The 25,142-nt window shown below is 65.8% G+C and carries 26 protein-coding genes and 1 tRNA gene; 5 read left to right on the forward strand and 22 right to left on the reverse strand.

Annotation, left to right across the window (positions count from 1 at the left end):
- Nucleotides 1-19: 19 nt before the first annotated feature.
- The 5 genes from BN60_RS17685 to infA form a co-directional block, all read right to left on the reverse strand.
- Nucleotides 20-95 (reverse strand) — tRNA-Phe (locus tag BN60_RS17685).
- Between the two features lie 35 nt (nucleotides 96-130).
- Entirely contained in the window at nucleotides 131-373 is a 243-nt protein-coding gene (locus tag BN60_RS17690) for a DNA gyrase inhibitor YacG (RefSeq protein ID WP_020697452.1), read from the reverse strand.
- Nucleotides 366-1,550, reverse strand: a complete 1,185-nt coding sequence (locus BN60_RS17695; RefSeq protein ID WP_020697453.1) for a ribonuclease E/G — start codon at nucleotides 1,548-1,550, stop codon at nucleotides 366-368. The genes BN60_RS17690 and BN60_RS17695 overlap by 8 nt, the downstream gene beginning before the upstream one ends.
- A complete protein-coding gene (locus BN60_RS17700) occupies nucleotides 1,547-2,128 on the reverse strand; it encodes a Maf family protein (protein WP_020697454.1) in 582 nt (193 codons plus the stop codon). Before BN60_RS17700 ends, BN60_RS17695 begins: the two co-directional genes overlap by 4 nt.
- A gap of 3 nt (nucleotides 2,129-2,131) precedes the next feature.
- Nucleotides 2,132-2,350 carry a translation initiation factor IF-1 gene (gene infA, locus BN60_RS17705; protein ID WP_020697455.1) on the reverse strand — a complete coding sequence of 73 codons (219 nt, stop codon included), beginning with the start codon at nucleotides 2,348-2,350 and terminating at the stop codon, nucleotides 2,132-2,134.
- A 186-nt stretch (nucleotides 2,351-2,536) separates the two neighbouring features.
- On the opposite strand from infA, the gene BN60_RS17710 reads away from it, so the two are divergent.
- From BN60_RS17710 to BN60_RS17720, 3 genes are all read left to right on the forward strand, one after another.
- A complete protein-coding gene (locus BN60_RS17710) occupies nucleotides 2,537-3,307 on the forward strand; it encodes a hypothetical protein (RefSeq protein ID WP_020697456.1) in 771 nt (256 codons plus the stop codon).
- Nucleotides 3,308-3,324: 17 nt separating this feature from the next.
- The gene (locus BN60_RS17715; protein ID WP_020697457.1) at nucleotides 3,325-3,894 is read left to right on the forward strand and encodes a hypothetical protein; all 570 of its coding nucleotides are present in this window, start codon (nucleotides 3,325-3,327) and stop codon (nucleotides 3,892-3,894) included.
- Between the two features lie 164 nt (nucleotides 3,895-4,058).
- Complete coding sequence (locus BN60_RS17720) at nucleotides 4,059-4,388, forward strand: hypothetical protein (protein ID WP_020697458.1); 330 nt, start codon at nucleotides 4,059-4,061, stop codon at nucleotides 4,386-4,388.
- A 9-nt stretch (nucleotides 4,389-4,397) separates the two neighbouring features.
- Here the strand turns inward: BN60_RS17720 and BN60_RS17725 are convergent, their stop codons facing one another.
- From BN60_RS17725 to BN60_RS17785, 12 genes are all read right to left on the reverse strand, one after another.
- Nucleotides 4,398-4,841 carry an arsenate-mycothiol transferase ArsC gene (locus BN60_RS17725; RefSeq protein ID WP_020697459.1) on the reverse strand — a complete coding sequence of 148 codons (444 nt, stop codon included), beginning with the start codon at nucleotides 4,839-4,841 and terminating at the stop codon, nucleotides 4,398-4,400.
- A gap of 13 nt (nucleotides 4,842-4,854) precedes the next feature.
- Entirely contained in the window at nucleotides 4,855-5,328 is a 474-nt protein-coding gene (locus tag BN60_RS17730; RefSeq protein WP_020697460.1) for a UPF0262 family protein, read from the reverse strand.
- Nucleotides 5,329-5,336: 8 nt separating this feature from the next.
- Nucleotides 5,337-6,653 (reverse strand): histidinol dehydrogenase, encoded by a 1,317-nt coding sequence (hisD, locus tag BN60_RS17735; RefSeq protein WP_020697461.1) that lies wholly within the window; start codon nucleotides 6,651-6,653, stop codon nucleotides 5,337-5,339.
- Nucleotides 6,643-7,323, reverse strand: a complete 681-nt coding sequence (hisG, locus tag BN60_RS17740) for an ATP phosphoribosyltransferase (protein WP_020697462.1) — start codon at nucleotides 7,321-7,323, stop codon at nucleotides 6,643-6,645. Before hisG ends, hisD begins: the two co-directional genes overlap by 11 nt.
- 60 nt (nucleotides 7,324-7,383) lie before the next feature.
- Entirely contained in the window at nucleotides 7,384-7,809 is a 426-nt protein-coding gene (locus tag BN60_RS17745; RefSeq protein WP_020697463.1) for a DUF2948 family protein, read from the reverse strand.
- Between the two features lie 4 nt (nucleotides 7,810-7,813).
- Nucleotides 7,814-9,097, reverse strand: a complete 1,284-nt coding sequence (murA, locus tag BN60_RS17750) for a UDP-N-acetylglucosamine 1-carboxyvinyltransferase (protein ID WP_020697464.1) — start codon at nucleotides 9,095-9,097, stop codon at nucleotides 7,814-7,816.
- A gap of 12 nt (nucleotides 9,098-9,109) precedes the next feature.
- Nucleotides 9,110-9,664, reverse strand: coding sequence for a dCTP deaminase (dcd, locus tag BN60_RS17755; RefSeq protein ID WP_020697465.1), 555 nt, complete (start codon nucleotides 9,662-9,664; stop codon nucleotides 9,110-9,112).
- A 286-nt stretch (nucleotides 9,665-9,950) separates the two neighbouring features.
- Nucleotides 9,951-13,049 carry an efflux RND transporter permease subunit gene (locus BN60_RS17765; protein WP_020697467.1) on the reverse strand — a complete coding sequence of 1,033 codons (3,099 nt, stop codon included), beginning with the start codon at nucleotides 13,047-13,049 and terminating at the stop codon, nucleotides 9,951-9,953.
- Between the two features lie 12 nt (nucleotides 13,050-13,061).
- Nucleotides 13,062-14,204: an efflux RND transporter periplasmic adaptor subunit gene (locus BN60_RS17770; RefSeq protein ID WP_020697468.1), complete on the reverse strand. Its 1,143-nt coding sequence runs from the start codon at nucleotides 14,202-14,204 to the stop codon at nucleotides 13,062-13,064.
- Nucleotides 14,205-14,248: 44 nt separating this feature from the next.
- Entirely contained in the window at nucleotides 14,249-15,787 is a 1,539-nt protein-coding gene (locus tag BN60_RS17775; protein WP_086002686.1) for an efflux transporter outer membrane subunit, read from the reverse strand.
- Complete coding sequence (locus BN60_RS29105) at nucleotides 15,784-16,479, reverse strand: CerR family C-terminal domain-containing protein (protein WP_020697470.1); 696 nt, start codon at nucleotides 16,477-16,479, stop codon at nucleotides 15,784-15,786. Before BN60_RS29105 ends, BN60_RS17775 begins: the two co-directional genes overlap by 4 nt.
- A gap of 81 nt (nucleotides 16,480-16,560) precedes the next feature.
- The gene (locus BN60_RS17785; RefSeq protein WP_020697471.1) at nucleotides 16,561-17,940 is read right to left on the reverse strand and encodes an MmgE/PrpD family protein; all 1,380 of its coding nucleotides are present in this window, start codon (nucleotides 17,938-17,940) and stop codon (nucleotides 16,561-16,563) included.
- A 51-nt stretch (nucleotides 17,941-17,991) separates the two neighbouring features.
- On the opposite strand from BN60_RS17785, the gene BN60_RS17790 reads away from it, so the two are divergent.
- A complete protein-coding gene (locus BN60_RS17790) occupies nucleotides 17,992-18,705 on the forward strand; it encodes an HXXEE domain-containing protein (protein ID WP_020697472.1) in 714 nt (237 codons plus the stop codon).
- Here BN60_RS17790 and BN60_RS17795 read toward each other — a convergent pair.
- Genes BN60_RS17795 through BN60_RS17805 form a run of 3 tightly spaced genes read right to left on the reverse strand, consistent with a single transcriptional unit; the run spans nucleotide 18,629 to nucleotide 21,805 of the window.
- Nucleotides 18,629-19,162 carry a GNAT family N-acetyltransferase gene (locus BN60_RS17795; RefSeq protein WP_020697473.1) on the reverse strand — a complete coding sequence of 178 codons (534 nt, stop codon included), beginning with the start codon at nucleotides 19,160-19,162 and terminating at the stop codon, nucleotides 18,629-18,631. The genes BN60_RS17790 and BN60_RS17795 overlap by 77 nt on opposite strands.
- Entirely contained in the window at nucleotides 19,159-20,976 is a 1,818-nt protein-coding gene (locus tag BN60_RS17800) for an acyclic terpene utilization AtuA family protein (RefSeq protein WP_020697474.1), read from the reverse strand. Before BN60_RS17800 ends, BN60_RS17795 begins: the two co-directional genes overlap by 4 nt.
- Nucleotides 20,977-21,016: 40 nt before the next feature.
- The gene (locus BN60_RS17805; RefSeq protein ID WP_020697475.1) at nucleotides 21,017-21,805 is read right to left on the reverse strand and encodes an enoyl-CoA hydratase; all 789 of its coding nucleotides are present in this window, start codon (nucleotides 21,803-21,805) and stop codon (nucleotides 21,017-21,019) included.
- Nucleotides 21,806-21,899: 94 nt separating this feature from the next.
- Here BN60_RS17805 and BN60_RS29110 point away from each other — a divergent pair, with 94 nt between their 5' ends.
- The gene (locus BN60_RS29110) at nucleotides 21,900-22,835 is read left to right on the forward strand and encodes a PaaI family thioesterase (RefSeq protein WP_020697476.1); all 936 of its coding nucleotides are present in this window, start codon (nucleotides 21,900-21,902) and stop codon (nucleotides 22,833-22,835) included.
- On the opposite strand, the gene BN60_RS17820 is transcribed toward BN60_RS29110, so the two are convergent.
- Nucleotides 22,832-23,158, reverse strand: coding sequence for an Hpt domain-containing protein (locus BN60_RS17820; RefSeq protein WP_177324842.1), 327 nt, complete (start codon nucleotides 23,156-23,158; stop codon nucleotides 22,832-22,834). The two genes, BN60_RS29110 and BN60_RS17820, sit on opposite strands and share 4 nt — an antisense overlap.
- Nucleotides 23,155-25,065 (reverse strand): ATP-binding protein, encoded by a 1,911-nt coding sequence (locus tag BN60_RS17825; protein ID WP_020697478.1) that lies wholly within the window; start codon nucleotides 25,063-25,065, stop codon nucleotides 23,155-23,157. Before BN60_RS17825 ends, BN60_RS17820 begins: the two co-directional genes overlap by 4 nt.
- Nucleotides 25,066-25,142 lie beyond the last annotated feature (77 nt).

A 25,142-nucleotide genomic window follows, 5' to 3' on the forward strand; every position in this document is an offset into this window, starting at 1 on the left:
CCGCTTGCATTTGAAGCAATGGTGCCCAGGGGCGGAATCGAACCACCGACACTGCGATTTTCAGTCGCATGCTCTACCAACTGAGCTACCTGGGCGCGCCATTTCGCTGGCGGCGGGCTTATAGGACGCGTTAGCGCCGCTGTCCAGACGGTCGACCGAGACCTTCCTCCGACGTTCCGCGGCCCGGCTCCTCTTCCCCGGGCCCCTCCTCCGTCTCGACGCGATAACTTTCCTTGAGCCAGCGGCCGAGATCGATATCCGCGCAACGCTTCGTACAGAACGGCTGGTACTTCTCGTCTGCAGGCTTCGCGCAGATGGGACATTTGGTGGCGATGCGCACCGCGCGCAGCGGCGGGCCCGAACGATCAGTCATCACTCTTCTCCAGCGCCTCGAGCTGAGCCGCCAGCGTCGGACCACGTCGTGCGCGGGTCAACTCGAAGTGGCCGAGGCGGGTAAAGCCGTAGATCTGGGTCGGCACCGGATCTTCGGCCAGGACTTCCGCCAGGCTCGCCTGCACCTTGTCGCGATCGTAGGCACTTCGCATGTTGACGAAGTCGATCACCACCGCGCCAGCGATATTCCGCAAGCGAAGCTGCTGGGCAATCGTCGGCGCCGCCTCGAGGTTGATCTCGACCGGCCGGCGCGGCGCACGGCCCTGCCGGCCGGCGGCGGCGGCGCTGTCGACGTCGATGGCGCACAGCGTCTCGCCGGGCTCGAAGAGCAGCTCGACGCCGCTCTCCAGCACGATGCGGTCGGCCAGCGCCGTATCGATCTGCCCGGCGACGTCGTCGATCTCGAAGGCGGGCATCGAGCCGTTGTGCCAGCGCACGCGGATCTTCTCGCCCAGGCGGTCCATTTCGTCCTGCAGGCTGCGGGCCATGGCCCGGTCGTCGAGGATCACCTCCTCGAGCGTGGAGCCATGGTCGCGCAACATGCGGGCGACGGGATCGCGTTCGCTGGGCATGCGGGCGGAAAAGTCGGCCGGCGGTTCGAGGTCCAGCGCCAGGCGGCGGATCCTTTCCCAGCGCTCCGTAAGCCGTGCTGCATCGGCCTTCAGCACGTCGGGAGCCGCGCCGGCAGCCGCGGTGCGCAGCACGATGCCGCCGTCCAGCAGGTCTTCGACATGTCCGCGCAGCCGGTCGCGCTCGGACTCGCCCTCGATGCGTCGCGAGAAATTCACCCCCGCCCCCACGGGATGATAGACGAGGTAGCGGCCGGTGACGGCGATGTTCATCGACAGGCGCGGGCCCTTGTCGCCTTCGCCATCGTTACGCACCTGCACGAGCACCGGCGCGCCGGGCAGCGGCCAGCCGTCGATGCCGGCACGATCCTCAGCCCGCAGGAAGCCGGAGCGGCCAATGCCGATATCGACGAAGGCGGCATCGAGATCAGGCATCACCCGTTCGAGCCGGCCGAGGAAGACGTTCTCGACGCGCGAGGGCTTGTCGCGGCGGACGATCTGCAGTTCGGCCAGCCGGCCATCGGCGACCAGCGCCATCAGATAGGCCTTGGGCAGGACATGGCAGATCAGGCGGTCGACCACGCTCACGATGCGGCGGCCTTCAGGAGCTGCTCAGTCTCGAACAACGGCAGGCCCACCACGTTGCTGTAGGAACCCGAAAGAAAGGCCACGAAGGAAGCTGCGCGGCCCTGGATGGCATAGCCACCGGCCTTGCCCTGCCATTCACCGCTTTCGAGATAGGCATCGATCTCGGCGGCCTCCAGGCGCTTGAAGCGCACCACGGTCTCAACCAGCCGCGATCTCACCCGGCCGTCGGGACTGGCGACGGCAAGTCCGCCCAGCACGCGATGCCGACGGCCCGAGAGCAGGTCAAGGCAAGTACGCGCCTCCGCCACCGTCTCGGCCTTGGGCAGGATGCGCCGGCCGCAGACGACCACGCTGTCTGCCGCCAAGACGACGGCATGGCGATGGCGCGGCGCGACGGCAGCGAGCTTGGCCGTTGCCATGCGCAGCGCATAGGCGCGCGGCAGTTCGCGGGCCAGCGGGCTCTCGTCGATGTCGGCGGGATCGATCTCGGCAGGCTCTCGTCCGACCTGTCGCAACAGGTCGAGCCGGCGCGGCGAGGCGGAGGCGAGGACGAGCGGAGGAAGCGGCGAAGCGCGCAACGCCTATTTGAAGCGGAAAGTGATGCGGCCCTTGGTCAGGTCATAGGGCGTCATCTCGACGGTAACACGGTCGCCCGCCAGCACGCGGATGCGGTTCTTGCGCATCTTGCCCGACGTGTGGGCCAGGATCGTATGGTCGTTGTCGAGCTTCACCCTAAACATGGCATTGGGCAGCAACTCGGCCACGACACCCGTGAATTCGATCAGATCTTCTTTGGCCATCCGGCCTCCGGCGGGGTGAATGTGGAGAAAGCGGCCGGAAAATGGGCTCCAGGCGCCTTTAAGTCAACTACAGCGGAGTGGACAGACGGGTCTCTTCGCCAAGCCATTCAAAGTCTTCTCACAGGCCCTGCCCTCCCCTATACAAGTTGCCGCTGCGAACGCCCGGGGAAGGAAGGACCAGCACGAATGAAGAGCTCGCGTAAGTACGGCCTTCTGGCCGCCCTCCTCCTGGTACCGGCATTGGCGTGGGCTCAAGCCCCGGCAACACCGGCCAAACCGGCATCCAATGCCATCACGCATCCTGCGCAGAAGAAGATCGGCACGCCCTCGGCGCGACAGTATTCTTCGGCGCTGATCGTGATCAACTCGCGTGGCGCCAAGCTCGACGGGCAGAAGCTGGTTCTCGACGGGGTTCTGCCGACCGCCACGCTGTTCACCAGCCGGCCCGTCCGATCGGTCGGCCACATGGTGACGCCCGACATGGCCGAGATCTGGCGTACCGGCAGCTTCGCCAAGGACCCGCCGAACGCCACGGTCTCGGTCTTCAGCAAGGATGGCTCGACGGTCTCCGACCTGGTTGTCACCCTCAACACCGCCAAGCTCGACGGCGACAAGCTCACCTTCGACGTCCAGGTGCTGGAAGGCAGCCTCGGCAATGCCGACGGCCCGGCTTCGGTGTTCATCGACACGATCTGGTTCGGCATCGGCTCGCACGGCGCGCAGTACTACGGCCAGACGCAGACCACCGGCGAGATTACGCCGGCGATCGGCAGCCCGACCGACACCAGCACGCTCTCGGGCTGGTCCAACGCCTCGCCCAACAGCCCGGTCTACCAGTCGGGACCGCCCGCCTCGAACAATCCGGGCGCACCGCCGCCGCCGGACATCGATCCCCGCTATCAGCAGCGCTACAACGCACCGACCTGCGGCGCGCCTCCGCTGCTCCCCTGCTACTGAGACGAAAGGAGACGATCATGAATTCCCTTCGCCTCACGGCTGCCCTGTTCGCTGCCGTCCTGCTGGCCGGCATCTCGGTATCGTCGTCCGCCCAGACGCCGACTGCCGCAACACCAACGACACAGGGCAAGGCCAAGACAGTCGGCAAAGCCGACAAGCCGCATGTCGTTCCGTCGATGATCGTGCTCAACGCCCGCAGCGCCAAGCTCCAGGGCAAGCAACTGATCCTCGATGGCATCTCGCCCAACGCCATCGTCTTCGCCGACCGGCCGGTACGCGCGGCAGGCCATGCGCTCACCGCTCACGTGATCGAAGAGTGGGGCAACAACGCACCGGACAGCTTCGCCAAGGATCCCCCGAACGCGACCGTGTCCGTGCTGAACAAGGCGAAGGCCAGCGTCGTCGACGCCGTGCTCACCCTGCGCGCGCCCAAGCTCGAAGGCGACAAGCTCACCTTCGACGTCGACGTGCTCGAAGGCGATCTCGCCGGCGCCGACGGCGCTGTCTCGGTGTTCATGGACATCATCAATCTGCCGTCGCCGCGACGCACCTCGCATCGCAGCGCCTGGTACGCCGGCGCGAACTGACGCCTCGGCACTGACAAAGTCCTTACAGCGGCCTGCGCCCAGGCGCAGGCTCGGTTGCATTGGCGGGAATGCGCCAGCCGCATTTCGCGCACAATTCGGACCGGAAATCTCCTCGCACGAGAGTGCAGCGATGTTGCTGCCGCTCGCGTCGAGGAGAAGCAATCATGAACTACAGAATGCTTGCAATCACGCTGGTCGGCGCCGCGATCCTGTCGGCCGGCACGACCATGGCGCAACAGCGTGAGTTGGACGGCACGGCGCCTGTACCTGACAAGGTGGGCTCTTCCGACCGTCCGTTGCCGACGGCGATGGGCCCGAACTGGACCCCTACGGCCGAAGAAGCGATTGTCCGGCAGCAGATCCACGACGCCGGCTATGGCGGCGTCACGATGCTGGAGCGCATGCCCGACGGCGGGTGGCACGCGCAGGCCTTCAAGAACCAGGCCTATTACGAGCTGACACTCGACCGGGCGGGCCACGTAACGCAGCGATGAGCCTGATCGTCAGACTGTCGGGGCGATAGGAGCGCCAAAGCGCACTTTAATCCTGCCGAAGACCTGATCGCGCGTGCGGCGGTAGGCGTCGAGCCGCACCTCGCGACTGCCTTCCACCGCACTGGGATCGGGCATCGGCCAGTACTCGACCTCGGTCGCCGTGCCGCGCGTGAACTCCAGTGCCTGATGATGGGCTTCGGGCGACAGGGTGATGATCAGCTCGAAGGACGCCGGATCGATATCGTCGAAGGTCTTGGCGTGGTGGCGATGTACGTCGATGCCCATTTCGTCGAGCACCGAAACCGCGAAGCCGTCGACATTGCTCGCCCGCACGCCGACCGAATCGACATAGATCGACCGGCCGTAGAGCCGCTTGGCCAGAGCCTCGGCCATGGGCGACCGTACGGAATTTTCGCTACAGGCGAAGAGCAGGCTGGAAGGCAGTCCGGTCATCGCCGTTCAGCGTTCACGATTTGATGTGCAGAGCGCAGATCAGCGTGAACAGCCGACGGGCGGTGTCGTGATCGACTTCGATCTTGCCGGCGAGACGCTCGCGCAGCAGCTCGGATCCCTCGTTGTGCAGGCCGCGCCGCCCCATATCGAGCGCCTCGATCTGCGAAGGGCCAAGCTTCTTGATGGCCGCGTAATAGCTTTCGCAGATCAGGAAGTAGTCCTTCACGACCTTGCGGAAGGGCGTCAGCGACAGAATGATGTCGCGCAGCTTCACGTCCTCGCCGTTGCGCACGTCGAACACCAGGCGTTGCTCGAAGATTCCGATGCGCAGCCGGTACGGCCCCTGCTCTCCGCTGACCAGGCGGAAATCGTTCTCCTCCAGGAGATCGAACAGGGCGACGGCACGTTCGTGCTCGACCTCGGGAGAGCGGCGGGCGACGGACTCCTCGTCCAGGACAATGTCGACGATGCGGCGCGCCTTCGTCATCTGCGGGCCTAGCGACGATTGAGGCGGATGGAGACGGAACGGCCGTGCGCACCGAGCCCTTCGGCTTCGGCAAGCGCCAGCGCCGACGGTCCCAGCGCAGCCAGCGACTCCGGCGTGCAGGCCACGAGCGAGGTCCGCTTCAGGAAATCCGCCACGCCGAGGCCGCCCGAGAAACGTGCCGCCCGCGAGGTCGGCAGCACATGGTTGGTGCCGGCGACATAGTCGCCGATAGCTTCCGGCGTGTGGCGGCCAAGGAAGATCGCGCCGGCATGACGGATCTTCTCGGCCAGCGCGTCGGCAGCGGCGGCTTCCATCGCGAGCTCGACATGCTCCGCCGCGATCGCGTCGACGATCGGCGAACAGGCCGCAATATCGGGCACGAGGATGATGGCGCCGTTGCCTTGCCAGCTCGCCCGGGCGATCTCCGCCCGCGACAGCATCTTCAACGCAGATTCGACCGCCCGCACCACATCATCGGCGAAGGCCTTGTCGTCAGTGATCAGCACCGACTGCGAAGACGCATCGTGCTCGGCCTGCGACAGCAGATCGGCGGCGATCCAGGCCGGATCGTTCTGGCCATCGGCCACGACCAGGATTTCCGACGGTCCCGCAATCAGGTCGATGCCGACCTGGCCGAAGACACGGCGCTTGGCGGCCGCGACATAGGCGTTCCCGGGCCCGGTGATCTTGTCGACCGGCTTGATCGATTGCGTGCCGTAAGCCAGCGCAGCCACGGCCTGTGCGCCGCCGATACGCCAGAGCTCGTCGGCGCCGGCGATCTTCGCCGCGAGCATGACCAGCGGATTGAGCACACCGCCCGGCGTGGGCACGACCATGACGATGCGCGATACGCCCGCAACCTTGGCCGGCACGATGTTCATCAGCACCGACGAGGGGTAGGCCGCCGTCCCCCCCGGCACGTAGACGCCGGCGGCATCGACGGGGCGATAGCGCGCGCCCAGCCGCGTGCCGGTGCTGTCTGTGAACTCGACGTCCTTGGGCAGCAGGGTGCGATGGAACGCTTCGATGCGTTTGGCCGCGAAAGTGAGCGCCTCGCGCTGCGCCGCGGGCACCTGCGCCGCCGCTTCGTCGCGCTCGGCGTCCGTGATGCGCAGCTTTGCGGCATCGAACTCCGGCCAGTCGAACTTGCGCGTATACTCGACGACGGCAGCATCGCCGCGGGCACGCACGTCGGCCACGATCTCGGCGGCAATCTTGTCGACATTCTCGTCGGTGTCCCGGTTACGTCCAAGGAAGGCCGAAAACGCCTTCTCGAAACCGGGTGCCGCGGCGTCGAGCCTGAGCGGCCCCCTATCAAGCGGCACTGGCCACTCCGTTGGCGACGTCGCGGAAGCGATCGATCCAGTGGCCGACCCGCTCCGGCCGTGTCTTCAGCGCGGCGCGGTTGACGATAAAGCGCGAGGTGACGTCGGCGATATGCTCGATCTCGACCAGCCCGTTCTCCTTGAGCGTCCGGCCGCTGTCGACGAGATCTACGATGCGATGACTGAGGCCCAGAGACGGCGCCAGCTCCATCGCGCCGGAGAGCTTGACGCATTCGGCCTGTACGCCGCGCGCCGCGAAGTGTCGGCGCGTCACCTCGGGATACTTGGTGGCGATGCGGACATGACTCCAGCGCCGCGGATCGTCCTTACCCGCCATCTCGACCGGCTCGGCGACGGCCAGACGGCACCTGCCGATGCCGAGGTCGATCGGCGCGTAGATTTCGGGATAGTCGAACTCCATCAGCACGTCGGCGCCGGCAATGCCGAGATGGGCCGCACCGAAGGCCACGAAGGTCGAGACGTCGAAAGAGCGGACGCGAATGATATCGAGGTCGGGATGGTTGGTCGTGAAGCGCAGCTGGCGCGCCTCCGGATCGGCGAAGGCCGCTTCCGGCTGGATACCGGCGCGCGCAAACAACGGGGCCGCCTCCTTCAGGATGCGGCCCTTGGGCAGCGCTAGGATCAGTTTCTCGTTCGCCTCGCTCGACACGTATCGCTCCAGTAACGAATGCCCGCCCCTGGCCGGGCGGCCCCAGCTTTTGCGCAAAGGCTATTCGACCGGATGGGCGGGCTTCCACGGGGTGGGCCAAGGCTCCCCGACATCCCCCAAATGGCACGCGAGCCGGCCGATTTCCAGCCGGATGGCCCGCCCCGCGGCAAAGCGCAGGGTTACTGAATGGTCATTTTCTTGCGCGACGGCCAGCAGTTCCAGCATCCGGTCGGGTTCTGCGAGGGGGATTTCATGATGCCGCACCGCCGTCACTTCGTTGAAAACCAGGGCGGAATGGGTGCGGAAGTAGGCGGCGTCGACCGACGGATCGGCCTCCCAGCGGAAACGGTTCAGCAGGAGAACGAACCGCTTTTCCTCCTTCATGTACGCACAGTCGCGCACCGCCACCAGCGCGTCCTGGATCGCCGCGGAGATCACGGCGAGGTCCTCGCTGTCGACTGCCGAGAGCCTTAGTTTTCCGGACATGTCCTCAGCCCTTCAGACGTTCGATGTCCGCCCCGCAGGCGCTGAGCTTCTCTTCCAGGCGCTCGTAGCCGCGATCCAGATGATAGACGCGGTGCAGGGTCGTGTCGCCTTCCGCCGCCAGCGCGGCAATGGCGAGTGACACCGAGGCGCGCAGGTCGGTCGCCATCACCTCGGCGCCCCGCAGCTTCGGTACACCTCGCACCAATGCCGATTCATGGTGAATGGTGACGTTGGCACCCATCCGCGACAGCTCAGGCACGTGCATGAAGCGACTCTCGAACACCGTCTCGGTGATCATCGAGGCACCCTCGGCCCGGGTCATCAGCGCCATCATCTGCGCCTGCAGGTCCGTCGGGAATCCGGGGAACGGCTCGGTCATGACGTCGACGCCGTGCAAGGCACCGTTGGTCCGGTGCACGCGCAGCCCCCTCTCCGTCTGTTCCAGGGTGACGCCGGCCGACCGCAGGGTCTGCACAGCGCTCTCGATCAGGTCGAGGCGTCCGCCGATCAGCTCGACGTCGCCGGCGGTCATGGCCACGGCCATTGCATAGGTGCCCGTTTCGATCCGATCGGAAATGACGCTGTGGGTCGCGTCTTTGAGTGCCGATACGCCCTCGATGGTGAGCGTCTCGGTGCCCGCGCCCGCGACCGGCACGCCCATGGCGATCAGGCATTCGGCGAGATCGGCAATCTCCGGCTCGCGCGCGGCATTGTCGAGCACGGTCGTGCCCTTGGCGAGCGCCGCCGCCATCATCAGGTTCTCGGTCGCGCCGACCGACACTTTCGGAAAGGTGTAGCGTGCCCCTTTGAGGCCCTTGGGGGCCCGCGCGACCATGTAGCCCCCGTCGATATCGATCTCCGCCCCCATCGCCTTCAGCCCGGCAATGTGTAGATCGACCGGGCGGGCACCGATGGCGCAGCCGCCAGGCAGCGAGACCCTGGCCTGGCCTTCGCGGGCGAGCAGCGGCCCCAGCACCAGCACCGAGGCGCGCATCTTGCGCACGATGTCATAGGGCGCGGTGGTCGACGTGATCTTGCCGGCCTGCAGGGTGAGCGTCGTGCCATGGGCATGACCGTTCTCGCCGGGCGCCGCGTCGACGGTCACGCCATGCTGCTGCAGCAGCTGGAGCATGGTCGAGATGTCGGCCAGCCGCGGCACGTTACGCAGGGTGAGCTTCCGGTCGGTCAGCAGCGCCGCCACCATCAGCGGCAGCGAGGCATTCTTGGAGCCGGAGATGCGGATCTCGCCCTTGAGCTGGCGACCACCTCTGATTCGGATACGGTCCACGATCGTCTCCGCTCAGATCTTCGGCAGGGTGACGCCGCGCTGGCCCTGATACTTGCCGGCCTTGTCGCGGTAGGAGACGTCGCACGGTTCGTTGCCCTGCAGGAACAGGAACTGGCAGGCGCCCTCGTTGGCGTAGATCTTGGCGGGCAGCGGCGTGGTGTTGGAGAATTCAAGGGTCACGTGGCCCTCCCACTCCGGCTCGAGCGGGGTGACATTCACGATGATGCCGCAACGCGCATAGGTCGACTTGCCGACGCAGATCACCAGCACATCACGGGGGATGCGAAAATACTCCACCGTGCGCGCCAGCGCGAAGGAGTTGGGCGGGATAATGCAGACATCGGTATTGCGGTCGACGAAGGAGTTGGCCGCGAAGTTCTTGGGATCCACCACCGCCGAGTCGACATTGGTGAAGATCTTGAAGTCGGTGCCGACCCGGGCGTCGTAGCCGTAGGAGGAAAGGCCGTAGGAGATTACGCCTTCGCGCTTCTGGGCGTCGACGAAGGGCTCGATCATACCCTTTTCCAGCGCCATGCGGCGGATCCAGCGATCGGACAAAATGCTCATGGGGGGCGCTTCTAAACGAGGGAGGGGGCGGCTCAACCAGTGGTCTTGCCGCCGGTCTGGGCGGTATCGCCCGGTCGAACCCCGTCCGCCGGCGCATCCTCCCGGGCCCTCTGGGACCGGGCCTGCGCCTTGCGCCGCTTCAGGTTCTCGCGCAGGGCGGCTGCAAGCCGCTCGGCACGGTCATCGGTTTGCGGGCCGCCCTTCTGCGGGGCGGGTTTGGCGGGGGGCGTCATGGCTGGCAGGATACACCATCACGACGCCCCCTACTCCAGGAACGAATCCCGATTCAGTCCCCCGACGGTACCGCGGCCAGCCCGTCTTCTTCCTCCGGCTTCTTGTGGTGGTCTGCAGCCAGTAGGACATAGACGGCCGGCACCACGAACAGGGTGAAAAGCGTGCCGATGGCAATGCCTGTCGAGATCACCAGGCCCATCGAGAAGCGCGACACGGCACCGGCACCTGCCGCCATGACCAGCGGGATGACGCCCAGCACCATCGCCGCGGTGGTCATCAGGATCGGCCGCAGACGGATGCCGGCGGCGATTTCGACGGCCTCGCGCTTGGACTTGCCGGCCTGCTGCTGCTCGTTGGCGACCTCGACGATCAGGATGCCGTGCTTGCTGATCAAGCCCATCAGGGTGACGAGGCCGACCTGCGTGTAGATGTTCAACGTCGCGCCCGGCACGTTCATGGTGCTGAGGACCATCAGGAAGAACAGCGCACCGGCGATCGACATCGGCACCGAGATCAGGATGATCATCGGGTCGCGGAAGCTCTCGAACAGCGCCGCCAGCGACAGGTAGATGATGATCAGGGCGAAGGCGAAGGTGACGACGAAACCGCCCGACTCCTGGATGTACTGCCGCGACAGCCCGCCATAGTCGACAGTGTAGCCTTGCGGCAGGGTGCGCGCCGCCAGGTCCTTGAGATAGTCCATGGCTTCGGACTGCGACACACCCGGGAAGACCACGCCCTGGATGGTGGCGCTGTTGAGCTGCTGGAAGTGGTTATACGATTCGGGAATCGCCTTGGTCTCGATCTTGGCCACGGTCGATAGCGGCACCGAAGTGCCGTCGGCCGCAGTGATATGATAGTCGAGCACTTGCTCGACCTGAGTGCGCGACAGGCGTTCCACCTGCGGGATGACCTTGTAGGAGCGGCCGTCCAGCGCGAAGTAGTTGACGTAGCCACCGCCCAGCATCGAGCCTAGCGCGCCACCGACGTCGTTCATCTTGAGGCCGAGCTGCGAGGTCTTGTCGCGATCGATCACCACGGTGGCCAGCGGCTGGTCGATCTTGAGATCGGTGTTCAGGAACATGAAGCGGCCGCTCTTCTGCGCTTCCGTCAGGAAGGCCTGGGCAACTTCGTTCAAGGCGGTGAAGGAGCCCGTGGACTTGATCACGAACTGCACCGGCAGGCCGGTGCTGCCCGGCAGCGGCGGCAGCTGGAAGGCCACGACCTGCGATCCTGCAATGGCCGCCGTCTGCTGCTGGATGATCGGCTGCAGTTGGTTGGACGTCGTGGTCCGCTGATCCCAGGGCTTCAGGGCCATGCCGGCGATCGACTGGCCGGGAACGTCGATCTGAAAGACGCTCTGCGTCTCGGGGTGGCTCTTGAAGATGTCGTAGACCTGCCGCGAGTACATCAGGCGCTGGTCGATCGTCGCTGTCGGCGATGCCGTGGAGATCGTGAGCACGATGCCCATGTCCTCCTGCGGGGCGAGTTCGCTCTTGGTCGCCGAATAGAGGAAGTAGATGCTGCCCAGCATGATGAAGGCGAAGGTCGCCGTCACCGGCACGTAGTTCAGACTACCGTGCAGCCACTTCACGTAGCGGCGATGGAACCAGTCGAAGGTGCGGTCGATCCTGGCGATCAGCCGCGCCTCCCAACCGCGATCGCCCGGCACATGCGGCTTCAGCATGCGCGAGCACATCATCGGCGAAAGCGTCAGCGCCACGATGGCCGACACGGTTACCGCACCGACGAGCGTGAAGGCGAACTCGGTGAACAGCGCGCCGGTCAGGCCGCCCTGGAAACCGATCGGCACATAGACGGCCACCAGCACCACGGTCATGGCGATGATCGGCCCGCCGAGTTCGCGCGCCGCCAGGATCGAAGCCGGGATCGGCTTCATCCCCGCTTCGAGATGACGGTTGACGTTCTCGACCACGATGATGGCGTCGTCGACCACTAGGCCGATCGCCAACACCAGGGCGAGAAGGGTGAGGAGATTGATGGAGAAGCCGAAGGCCAGCATCATCGCGAAGGTGCCGACCAGCGACAGGGGAATCGCGACCGTCGGGATGAAAACCGACCGTGGCGACCCCAGGAAGATAAAGACCACGAAGGTCACGATGAGCAGCGCTTCGACGAGGGTATGGACGACCTCGTTGATCGAGCTGGTCACGAACTCCGTCGAATCGTAGACGATCTGGCCGACCAGCCCCTGCGGGAACTGCGACACGAGATCGGGGAAGATGGTGCGAACGCCCTTCGCCACATTGAGCAGGTTGGCCGAGGGTGCCACCTGGATGCCGATATAGACCGCCTTCTGACCGTCGAAGCTCACCGACGATTCGTAGTCGTCGGAGCCCAGTACGACATTGGCGACGTCGGAGAGCCGCACGATGGCGCCGCCCTGCTGCTTCAGCACCAGATCCTTGAATCCCTTCAAGTCGATCAGGTTGGTCGAGGCGTTCAACGTGATCTGGACCATCTGGCCCTTGGTCGCGCCGACGCCGGCGATGTAGTCGTTGTTGTTCAGCGCGTTGGCGACATCGACCGCGGTCAGGTTGTACGCTGCAAGCTTCTGTGGATCGAGCCAGGCGCGCAACGCGAAGTTCTTGGCGCCCAGGATCTCGGCCGTCTGCACACCCTCGACGGCCTGCAGACGCGGCTGCACGACGCGCACCAGGTAGTCGGTGATCTGATTGGCCGCCAGCACGTCACTCTTGAAGCCGAGATACATCGCGTCGATGGTCTGGCCGACCTTCAGCGTCAGCACAGGCTGCAGCGTGCCGGGTGGCAGCTGGTTGATCACCGAGTTGATCTTGGCGCTGATCTCGGTCATCGCCCGGTTGCCGTCGTAGTTCAGGCGCAGGTTGATGGTGATGGTCGACAGGCCGCTGACGCTGGTCGACGTCATGTAGTCGATGCCGTTGGCCTGGGCGATCGCCTGCTCGAGCGGCGTGGTGATGAACCCCGCCATGATATCCGGCGCAGCGCCATAGTAGGTCGTCGTCACGGTGACGACGGCGTTCTGCGTCTGCGGGTACTGCAGCACCTGCATCGAGCCGAGCGACCTGATGCCGAGCACGAGGATCAGCAGGCTGACCACCGTCGCCAGCACCGGCCGACGGATGAAGATATCGGTAAAGCTCTTCATGATGGTCGCCTCTTACGGCTCGATCGAGCGCGGGGTCTTGACGTCGTCCTTTGGAACAACGGCATTGTTGACGACGATGGGTGCGCCGTTGCGCAACTTCATCTGGCCGCTGCTGACGATCGTGTCGCCGTCCTTGACGCCCTTGAGGATCGCGACCTGATCGCCGCGCGTGGCGCCGGTCTCGACGAAGACCTGCTGGACGGTGAGCATCGGCTTGCCGTCCGCGCCCGGTGGGCCCTTGCCGCTCTCGTCGACGACATAGACCAGATTGCCGTAGGCATTGTAGACGATCGCCGTCTGCGGCAGCGTCATCTCCTTGCGGGGCGCTCCGATCGCGATGTCGACCTTGGCGAACATGCCGGGCAACAGGCTGTGATCTTCATTTTCGACGGTGGCCCGCACGATCACGTTGCGCGTGCCGATCTCGATCTTGGGATTGATCGCGAAGATCTCACCTTCGTATGTCCGGTTGGGAAAAGCATCGATCCGGGCCGTCACCTTCTGGCCAACCTTGACCTGCGCCACCTGCTGCTGCGGCAGCAGGAAGTCGATATAGATCGGCGACAGGGCCTGGAGCGTAACGACCGGGGTCCCGGGCGAGAGATACTGGCCGAGATCGATCTGACGGATGCCGAGCTGACCAGCGAACGGCGCTTTCAATGTCTTCTGATCGACAATAGCGCGCTGCTGGCCTGCCAATGCCTGGGCGTTCTTGAGGTTGGCGGCGTCGGTGTCGACCACTTGCTGGCTGACGGCCTGCGCCTTGAACTGCCGCAGGTCGCGATCGTAGGTGATCTGCGCGAGTTCGGCCTGCGCCTCCAGCGCCTTGAGCTTGGCGACATCGTCGTCGCTGCGCAGGCGCAGCAGGACCTTGCCCTTCTCGACAGTATCGCCGGACTGGAAGTCGATTTCCTCGACGGTCCCGGCAAGCTGCAGCGACAGTTCCGCGCCGTTGGACGCGCGCAGGCTGCCGACGGCCTGCAACTCTGTCTGCCAGTCCGTCGAGGTGACTTTGGTCGTCGACACGGTCTGCGGCATGTTACCCATGCCCGCCATGAACGCCGCGACCTTGCCGTCGACGAAGAACTTGAAGCCGAAGACTCCGCCCAGCACGACGCCGACCAGAATCAACATGATGAGCATACGCTTGATCATCGCTTTTACTCCGTTGCGGCCCGACCAAACGGGCCGCTGAATACTCAGTGACCGGCCCGCGGGAGCTTGATGTCCTGCACCGGCGGCAAGTTGAATCGATCGGGCTTGCCCATCGACTTGGGATCGACGTCGCTGCGGTTCCACCAGCCACCACCCAGCGCCTGGAACAGGGCCGCCGTGTCGCTGTAGCGCGCCGCCTGGGCACGCAGGCGGTTGATGCGGGCGTTCTGGTAAGTCGTCTGGGCGTTGAGCAGGATGAGATAGTTGACGGCGCCCAACTCGAACTGCTGCTGCGCGAGCTGCAGGCTGGCCGCTGCCGTGTTCTCGGCCGCCGCCTGCGCCTTCAGAGCGTCGGCGTCGGTCTGCAGGGCGCGCAGCGCGTTGGCCACGTCCTGGAAGGCCAGCAGAACGACGCTGCGATACTGTGCGGCCGCCCTGTCGTAGGCCGCGACTGCCGCCCGCTTGCGGTGCTCCAGGGTACCACCGTCGAACAAGGTCTGCGCGACGCTGCCCGCGAGCGACCAGACGCCGGTGCCGGGCATGAAGGCTGTGGAAAGCCCGCCCGAAGCCATGCCCAGCAGCGCCGTGATGTTGAACTGCGGGAGCTGGTTGGCGGTCGCGACGCCGATATTGGCGCTCGCCGAATGAAGCTGCGCTTCGGCGACGCGGACGTCGGGCCGCTGATCGACGAGCTGCGACGGCAGGCTCACCGGCAGCTCGGTTGGCAGCTTCAGCTTGGCGAGGTCGAAAGTCTCGCCGCGATACTGGTTCGGCGTGCGGCCGAGCAGCGTCATCAACTGATTGCGTTGGATGGCGATCTGCTTCTGCAGCGGCGGCAGCGTGGCCTGGGTCTGGGCGAGCGCCGCTTCCTGAGCCAGCACGTCGGCACGCGAGGCGCCGCCGAGATCGAACTGCCGGCGCACGACGCCCAGCGAGTCGCTCTGGATGCGGATGATATCCTGGGTCGCACCAATCTGGGCGTTCAAGGACGCGATGTTGATCGCAGCGGTGACGACATTCGAGGTCAGGGTGAGGTAGGTCGCTTCGAGCTGATAGCGCGCGACCTCGGCCAGCGCCTCCTGCGACTCGACCTGCCGCCGAACGCCGCCGAAGACGTCGACCGAGTAGGAGACGTTCAGCGAGGCCGTCGTCACGCCGTAGATCTGGGTGCCGGAGCCCAGTCCTTGCTGAAAGCCCGTGGCCTGCTGCTGCTGGCCGCCCGCATTGCCGCTCAGGCTCGGGAACAGGCCGCCTTGCGCCGCAAAGAAATTCTCCCGCGCCTGCCGCAACGCCGCCTGGGCGGCATCGAGATCGGGGTTGGCGCGCAGCGCCTCTTCGATCAGAGCGTTGAGTTCGGTCGAGTGGTACAGAGCCCACCACTGGCCGGGAATGTCCATGCTCTGCACGAAACTCTGCGCCGATCCGCCATCGGTAGGCGCCGACGAAGTCCGCGGTGCCAGCGACTCCGGCGTGTAGCTTTCGGCCGCCGGTTTGTCCGGCCGCGAAAAGTCGGGGCCCGACGTGCAGCCGGTCAACAACGCGGCAGCCGCCGCCATGGCCATCGGGTGTCGCCAACCGGTCATACGCTTTTTACTCCTGACAGATTCGTACGGAAGATGGCCTGCGTGTGCTCGCGAAGGAGTCGCTGAATGGTGCGTACGCTCGCTTCGTCCAGTTCGGGCGTCTTGAGCATCCGGGCCGTGCTGTCATGACAGAACATGAGCAGCTGGCCGATCAACGCCAGGGTCCGGAACACCATCTCGGGATCGTCCGTCGGCTTGCCGAACAGGCGGCCGACCAGGCCAAGGCAAGGCTGGAACATGTGCCGCATGCCGCTTTCGTGAAGGGCATCGAGGCCCGCCGTGCGCTCGACCTCGGCTCGCGCAAACAGGAGGCGTTTGCTTTCGATCTGAGGCCCGGAGGTCACGAGGACCACGAACGATTCCAGCATTTCGCAAAGGAGTTCGAGAAGTTCTGCCGGCTGAGTGTTCTGGTCCGCGATGGCCGCACTCACCTTCGGGGCCAGTGGCGCCATGTGAGCCTCGGTCTGGTCGACGATGTCGCCGATGACCGCGCGGTAGAGGCCTTCCTTGCTACCGAAATAATACTGAATGGCCGGCAGGTTCACGCCGGCCCGCTCGGCGAGGTGGCGCGTGCTGGCGCCCTCGTAACCTTCCGCCGCGAAGATATCGAGCGCCGCCGCAAGGATGCGCCGACGCGTGTCTTCGCCCCTCGTCTGGGTCTTGGGACGCTGGCGAGTCGTGACGAGAGACATGTGCCCTTGCTGTGCGGAAGCGGAGGGCGCGAATAAAATATCTATCGATCGACTATGTCAATCGATATAGTTTCTGCAAGGTCAACGCAGAGTTTGTGTAAAAGCGAGGCCGGCCTCCCCCTCTAGGGACCACAAGCGAGCCAGCAGCCTCGCCGCGCTCGCCTCGCCGATCACCGGGATCGCCAGCTCGTTGAACTTGGTGTCGAGCTGTTCGTCCGACAAGGGCAGGTCGGGATCACCGACTCGATGCGGCTGGAAATGGTCGAGCACACGTCCATCGACGAGCTGGACCTTGAGGCGGGCCGCCCGCTGGCGCGGGAACAGCGCGTCGACTTCGGGATCGAGCGCCACCTTGATCCGTTTCATCAGGCCATCGACCGTCGCATCGCCGAGACGCTGCGGTGTGTAGGCGTCCAGCCGAATGCTGCCATGCACCAGCGCACTCGCGACAAGAAACGGCAGGCTGAACTTCGCCGCAGCCGGCGTGCCGTGAAGATAGTTGCCCGTTACATCGACGGTCGCCGAGTAGCCGCCGACGTCGATCGAGACGATGTCGACCGCAGCAAACTTATGCTGTGCCTGCAACGCCAGCGCGCCGTCGATGGCCGCAAACGCATGGCCGCAGCAGCCGTGGTTCTTCACGGTGATACGCTTGACGTTGTAACTGCGGCCAAGATCCGCAACTGCGGCCGCCCAGTCCGGCACATTGCTCATGGCCTCGCCCATGCCGCCCGCCGCGTCGAGAATTGCCGGTGCCCCCAGCAATCCATGCTCGGCCGAGAGCGCGGCCAACACTCCCGCATCGGCAGCATGTCCAGCATGCAGTGGCTTCGACAGCGAATCGCCGCGGAAAGCCTGCTGCAGGCCCGCAGCGAAAGTCGCAACGGTCGCGAGCGCATGGCCGTGCTGGCGTCCATCGAGTCCGACAAGGAGACCCACTGCCGCCGCGGCGCCGAACGGCCCGATCGTGCCGGTGTTGTGCCAGTATTTGTAATGCGCGCGGCCCATGGCGGCGCCGATGCGGGTCGAGACTTCGTAGCCTGCGATCACCGCCCGCAGGAAGGCATCGCCCGATGCGCCGCGCGCCTGCCCGACAGCGAGCGCCGCGGCGATCGTCGGGCTACCCGGGTGATAGATCGCAGGTGCGTAGATGTCGTCGAACTCGACGGTATGCGAGGCCGTGCCGTTGATCAGGGCAGCCGTGCGCACCGCCGCCCTGCGGCCCAGCATCAACGTCGCCGCGCCGCGATCGAGTTCGTCGGCCAATGCCTTCTCCAGCATCGTCGCCGGCGCTTCGATCGCGCCCGGCAAGGTCGTAGCGTACCAGTCGATCACGCAGCGCTTCGCGGCATGAATGACGTCGGCGGAAAGGTCGGCCTTCGATACCGACGCGGCGTAGATGCCGAAGCGTTCGAGAGCGGTGGGGTCGAGGGCTGCGGCAGCGGTTCTTGTATCGGGCATGCCGGCATTCTCCCATCGACGCGCCCGCGGCCGCAACGTTGGGCTCCCGCGATGTTCGCCTTCGACCATGTCTGGCCCTACATGGGTTTGGGCGCCGCTCTGCTGCTCGCACTTCTCCTCACCACCGACATCCTGCGCAGCGACCGAAGCGTTTCACGCTGGCAGGATCTGGTCTGGCTCACCTGGGCCGGCACCCTCGCTTATCTGCTCCACCAGTTCGAGGAACACGGCATCGACGCCGAGGGCGCCCACTATGCGTTCCGTGGCTTCACGTGCGCGACGCTGGGCTTTCCGGATGCCGAGACCTGTCCGGTGCCGCTCTCCTACATCACATCGGTGAATGTCGCTGCGGTATGGCTGGCAGGGCCGGCGGCAGCACTGCTGGGGCGACGTTGGCCTGCGCTGGCGCTCAGCTACTTCTCTATTCCGTTCGTCAATTTCTTCGGCCACGCCGTGCCGTGCCTGATCAACGGCGCCTATAATCCCGGAGTTCTGACCGCGATCGTCGTGTTCCTGCCGCTGTCGCTCTGGGCATTCCGGGTGGCGCTTGTGCGCTACCGGCTTGGTTGGTCGACCGTGTTCGCCACCGTCCTGGCGGGTGTGATCCTGCACGCCATTCTGCTGCTGTCGGTGAAGGCCTATATCGCCGGGCTGATCGGCATCGTCGTCCTGGACACGATCCAGGTGATCAACCCGATGTTCGCTGGAGCGATCGTCTTCCTGGTCGGCCAGCGCGCATCGCCTCGCGCCATGATGCACGGCTGAAGCGCCAGAGAACCTTGCCTTCGCCCCACGAGGCGAGGGTGGCGTCATACCAGCGGGCGAGACGATGGACGCGCTCGTTGGCCTCGGTCGTGTTGCTCACGATCTCCTGAAGGCCGAACGTCTTGAATCCATGGCCGAGCATCGCTTCGGTGACCTCGATGGCGTAGCGATAGCGGCCTTGCCACGCGGGCGCGAGTTCGAGGCCGAATTCCGCGACGCCGGCCGCAAAGCCTTCGCGACGCAGGCCGCAACAGCCGATCAAAGTCGAGGCCGCATCGCGCCGGCAGATGGCGACCTGGAAATTGAGCCTGGGCTCGGCTCGACGCCATGCCGCGAAACGCTCGACCAGCTCCCGCCCTTCCGCCGGATCGGCGCGATAGGCGATGAACGCCACCTCATCTGCCAATGTGAAATCGCGCAGGATGAGGCGGGAGGTCGTGAGCTCGAAATCCGTCACGCGGCCTTCTGCGCCGCTCCAACCTCGCGCGCGACATCGGCCGGCACACGCACCGGCATGTCGAGCAGCATCTGCGCGAAGGCCTTGGCCAATGGATCGGCCTTCAGCGAGGCCATGCCGCCGCCGCCCAGCGCCTGGCGCAGCAGGAAGTTGAAGCCCTTGATGCCGGGCAGCCGCCAGCGCGTCACCTCGCCGTTGATGCGATGGGCGAAGTACTTCGCCACCGCCTCCTCCGTTACCTCGGAGTCGAGGATGGGTTCGTATTCGGGCTTGCGAGCGAAGATGCCGATATTGGCGTTGTCGCCCTTGTCGCCCGAACGGCCATAGGCCAGCGCGATCAGTGGGACCGTCGCCGTATCGCCCGCTGGCAACGCCGGCGCCGGCGGACGCTCGGCCGGAAGAGAGGCGGCGGCGAAGCCACCGCTGCGGGCTCCCTCCTGCATCGGGATGGCACGGCCATCGACCTCGACCGTCACCGGCACCATCGACTTCGGCACCAGGCAGGAGAACATGCGGATCACCGGCGACGGCGAGACGCGGCCCGCACCGAAGCTGCCCGCCATGCCGACGACACCGCCGGTCGACATCGGCGCGATCTCGCGGCCGAGCAGCGACAGCGCTTCCTTCTGGTCGTGCTTGGCGGCGATCTTCACCACGACCTCGCGCGCATCGGCGGTGCGCGAATGCGGCCCGTAGGTCGCTTCGCTGCCGATCACCTCGATGCTGACATCGCGGTAGTCGGCCATGTTCTTCTCGGCGAACAGGCGGCGCGTCTTCTTGATGATCGACTCGGCGCTGTGCCGCCCTTTGGCCGCGGCCTCGCGCCCGCCCAGCATGAAGATCGAGCTGAACTTGAAGCCGTCCGGCCAGGTCGTCGAAACTTTGTAAGTATCGGTCGCCGGCCGGCCCCTGGCGCCGGCGACGCGCACACGATCCTTGCCGACCTGTTCGTATGTCGCACCCGTGAAGTCGCATACCACGTCGGGCACGATGTAGGCGCGCGGATCGCCGATCTCGTAGAGCATCTGTTCGGCGACCGTCGCCGTCGAGATCAGGCCGCCCGTGTTCTCGGGCTTGCCCAACACGAAGGTGCCGTCGGCCTCGACCTCGGCCACCGGGAAGCCCATGTTGTCGTAGTCCGGCACCAGCCGCCAATCGGTGAAGTTGCCGCCGTTGCACTGCGCACCACATTCGATGATGTGGCCGCACAGCGTGCCGGCCGCCAGCCGGTCGTGATCGTCCATGCCCCAGCCGAAGGCATGGATCAGGGCTCCCAAGGTCACCGCCGAATCGACGCAACGGCCGGTGATCACGACGTCGGCGCCCTCGTCGAGCGCGCGGGCGATCGGGAAGCCACCGAGATAGGCGTTCATGCTGACGATCTTCGCCGGCAGCTCCGCGCCGGTGTCCATCTCGCGCACGCCGGCCGCGCGGAACTCCTCGATCCTCGGCAGGATATCGTCGCCGGTCACGATGGCGACCTTGAGCTTCACGCCCGCCGCCTCGCAGGCTTTCAGCACGGCATCGCGACAGGCCTGCGGGTTCACGCCGCCGGCATTGGTCACGACCCTGATTTTCTTCTCGGCAATCTCGCGCGCCAGCGGCGCCATCACGGCCGTCACGAAATCGGTGGCATAGCCCGCCTGCGGATTGCGCAGCTTCTGGGCCGCCATGATCGACATGGTGACTTCGGCGAGATAGTCGCTGACCAGATAATCGACATTGCCGTGCCGTACGAGCTGCACCGCAGCCGTTTCCGTATCGCCCCAGAAGCCGGAATGACAGCCGACACGAACGGTTTTCTTCTGCGCCATGTTCGCCCTCATTCCTCCGGTTGCCGATCGACTGCTGTCGTTACTTCTTCTTGCGATTGATGAACGCGCCCATGCGCTCGATATGCTCGCCCTCGGCGACCGACTGGGCAAAGGCATCGATACCGGCCTGCACCGCCTCGTCGAGCGGCAGCCGTTCCCAGCGCCGCATCAGACGCTTCTGCGCCCGCACCGCGAGCGGCGTCGCCTCCTGTGCAATCGAGTGCACGCAATGCTCGATGGCCGCGTCGATCTTCGCCGCCGGCACCACGATCTCGACCAGGCCCCAGGCTTCGGCCTTGGCGGCGTCGATGTTCTCGCCGGTGAGCAGCAGCCACGAGGTGCGACCCCAGCCGATCAGGCGCGGCAGGAGCGCAGCCTCGACCACCGACGGAATGCCGACCTTGACCTCGGGCATGCCAAAATGCGCCGTGTCCGTCGAAATGCGGATGTCGCAGGCCGCCGCCACTTCGAGACCGCCGCCCAAAGTGTAGCCTTCGAGCTTGCAGATCACCGGCACCGGGCAGTCGCGGATCGCCTGGCAGAGTTTGTGGATCAGGGTGATGAAGGCGCGGCCGTCTTCCGAGGTCTTCATGCCGGCCATATGGTTGATGTCGGCGCCGCCGATGAAGGCCTTGCCGCCTGCGCCGGAAAAGACGACGGCGCGCAGCTCGGCTTCCTGCGAGAGCGTGTGGAAGGCCGCGATGAGGTCCCGCAGCCCCGCCGGATTGACGACATTCAGGCGCCGCGAATTGTCGAACACGACATGAGCCACGAAGCCCGTCTCGCACTTCTCCCGTCTGATCTCGACCTTGTGCGCGACTGACGACATGAGTTTCGCTCCGTGGCTTTCCAGATGGGGTTGATTCTCCTATTAGAGCCCCGCAAGAACTCACCACAAGAGCCAACAGCCTAGGTCCCAGCCCGTGCCCGACACCGCCACTTACACCGTCCCCGATCTCGCCAGCTGGGGCCTCGACCTCTCCCGCTACTCGGTCTTCGTGCCGCCCGACCCGTTCGAGGATCGCGTCGGCCCGTTCTTCTTTCACATCGGCGCCGATGCACGTGCGGCCGATGCCGTGCATTGCGTACTGCCGACCCATGCCGCGCATGCGAACTACGCCGGCGGCGTCCATGGCGGCGTGCTTCTCACCCTTGCCGACTATGCGCTCTGCCTCGTTGCCGGCCGCGCTGCTGACGGTGGCACCAACAGCTCCTTCGCGCTGACGGTGAGCATCGCCTGCGAGTTCGTCGACGCCGCCAAGATCGGCCCACCACTGGAGGCGCGCGGCGAGCCCCTGCAGGTGACGGGACGCCTTGCCTTCGCCCGCGGCCGCATCACGCAGGAAGGCCGGACCGTGGCCCTGTGGTCGGGCGTGTGCCGCCACGTGGCGCGCGCCAAGGCGATGGCACGCAAGGATGAGAACGCACCGCGCCACATCGAGGCCAAGTCGGTCGAGCAGGTCATGCCCGCGGGCTTCGAGCTGTTCGACAAGGCCAGCGCCTATTCGCGCGGCATCGGTCCGGTCTATGTGCGGCAGGACGGGGATGACGTTTCGCTGGTCCAGCCGACCAGCCTGCACATGTGCAACTCCGGCGGCGCATTGCACGGTGGCTACATGATGAGCTTCGCCGACACCGCCATCACCCGCGCCGCTTCGCTGATCACCGGCATGGCGCCGTCGACGGTTTCCTTCGCCGCCGAATTCCTGTCGGCGGGCGATCCGACGACACCGATCACCACGCGCGTGGAAATCCCGCGCCGCGGCAAGTCGATCGCCTTCCTGCGCGGCCTGCTCGAACAGAACGGCCGGGCGCTGCTTTCCTACTCGGCGACAATGCTGCTGCGTCCGCGCAGCTAGCTTAGCGCGCGTACCTGGTCTGCGACCCGCTGCACTTCCAAACTGATCCGGTCGTGCAGCCGGCGCACGCCGGGCAGATCGCAGGCTTTGGCTGCGCACTCGACGGCCTCGGCAATCCGGCCAAGCCCCGCTGCCCCGATCATGCCGGAAGCCCCCTTCAGCCGGTGGGCCGCCCTGGCGATCGCGCCGAGATCGTCGGTACCCCGCATCTCGCGTTCGGCGCCGCGCGCGGTATCGAGGAAGTCGCGCTCGACCTCGGCCAGCACGCCGGGATCGTCGCCGAACAGCTCGGCCAGCCTCGCGCGGTCGTAGGCTTCGGTCATGCCGCTCGGTCCGCCGCCGCGGGCGCAAGCCATAGGTCGAGCGTGGCGCGCAGCTGGTCGATACTCATGGGCTTGGTAATGAAGCCGTCCATGCCGGCTGCGCGGCTGCGCCGCTCCTCGTCTTCGAGCGTGCTCGCCGTCATCGCGAGGATGGGCGTGCGGCCTCGCCCTTCGCCGGCCTCGACAGCGCGGATGCGCCGCGCCAGATCGAAGCCATCCATGGACGGCATCTGCAGGTCGGCCAGCACGAGCGCGTAGCTGCCCCAGCGCCAGAGCCGCAACGCCTCTTCGCCACTGGCCGCGACATCGGTCACGGCTCCCGCCAGGTCGAGCTGCCGGGCGAGGATCTTGCGGTTGACGGCATTGTCGTCGACCACCAGGACGCGACCATCGAATCGGCCAGCCGTGGGCGGCGGCAGTGCTTGCGAGGGCAACGGAATGGCCGAAGCTGCAGCCGACGCCGCTTCCAGGCGTACCGTCACCGTAAAGGTCGAGCCGACACCGGCCTGGCTTTGCAAGTCGACGGTCCCCTGCATCGCTTCGGCCAGGCGCCGCACGATGGACAGGCCGAGGCCGGTGCCGCCGAAGCGCCGCGTCGTCGAACTGTCGGCCTGCACGAAGGGCTGGAACAAGCGGCTCTGCTGGTCAGGCGTCAACCCGATGCCCGTATCGGAGACGCGCATGCAGAGCGTCACCGCGTCCGGATCGTCGCTGGCCGGCCCCGGCTCCAGCACGAGCCGTACGGAACCCTTTTCGGTGAACTTGATGGCGTTGCCCAGCAGATTGAACAGGATCTGCCGCAGGCGAACCGGATCGCCGACCACGCGCTCGGGCACGCCGGCCGAAACAGAAGCCGAGAGCACCAGTCCTTTGGCAGCGGCTTGCGGCGCCAGCGTTTCGACAGCCCCTTCGATCAGCTCGCCCGTGGAAAGCTCGAGCCGTTCGAGATCGAGACGGCCTGCCTCGATCTTCGAGAAGTCGAGAATGTCGTCGATGATCCTGAGCAGCGAGGACGCCGAGTAGCGCACCGTACTCAGCGCTCCAAGCTGCTCCGCCGAGAGCTGCGTGCGTTCCAGCACGTCGATCATTCCCAGCACGCCGTTCATGGGCGTGCGGACCTCGTGGCTGACCATGGCGAGGAAGGTCGACTTCGCCTGGTTGGCCTCCTCCGCCTCGCGTTGCGCAACGAGGGCGGCATCGCGCGCGGTGCGTGCCTCGTCGTAGGCGACCTGCAGGCGGCGGGCGAGTTCCTCCTTCTGGTAGGCGAGCGCGATGTTGTCGTACTGCCAGCGGTGCACATCGCGGACATAGGCCATCAGGTGGCCGACATAGGCGCCGCCGGCGATGCCGACGAGCTGGTAGAACGGATCGGCCGAGATCAGCAGCACGAGCAGCAGCGGCGCCGTCGTGGCGACCGCAAAGGCGTAGTAGGTCGGCGGATGGGCCGACCGGATAGGCACCGCCGTCGTGATGGTGGCCAGCAGGACCAGCCCCAGCAGCATGCGCGGCAATTCGTAGGGCTGCACGGCGAGCAGGAACCCCGCCCAGCCCCAGCAGGCGCCAGCCAGGAACGAAAGGCCCGCGAACCACCACCCCCATCGCGCGACTTCGTCGTCGTTTGCCCGGACCTGGTTGAACCTGTGGCGCAACACGTCGAAGGCGGCCGTCACGGCAAGATGGGCGGCAAACGGTCCAGCCAACTGCCAGAGATCGGCCTCCCGCCAGTAGATCGCCGCAATCACCGGCCACAGGACGAGCGAAAAATAGCGTGACTGCGCCGAGCCATCGAATAGGCGCCGGATCAGCTCGGCCCGGACGAAGGCTTCCTGATGGGCCAGATCGGCGTCCCCCGCCGGCGACGCGGCGGTTTCGACCGCCGGGCGCGGGGCAAAGAAGAATGAGGCCATGGGCTCCGGCGGCTGGGATGCGGTTCCAAGCTTATCAAAAATATTAATAATCGGCTATAATTCCTTGAATAATCGTG

It is taken from the genome of Reyranella massiliensis 521, assembly GCF_000312425.1.
Classification (GTDB): domain Bacteria; phylum Pseudomonadota; class Alphaproteobacteria; order Reyranellales; family Reyranellaceae; genus Reyranella; species Reyranella massiliensis.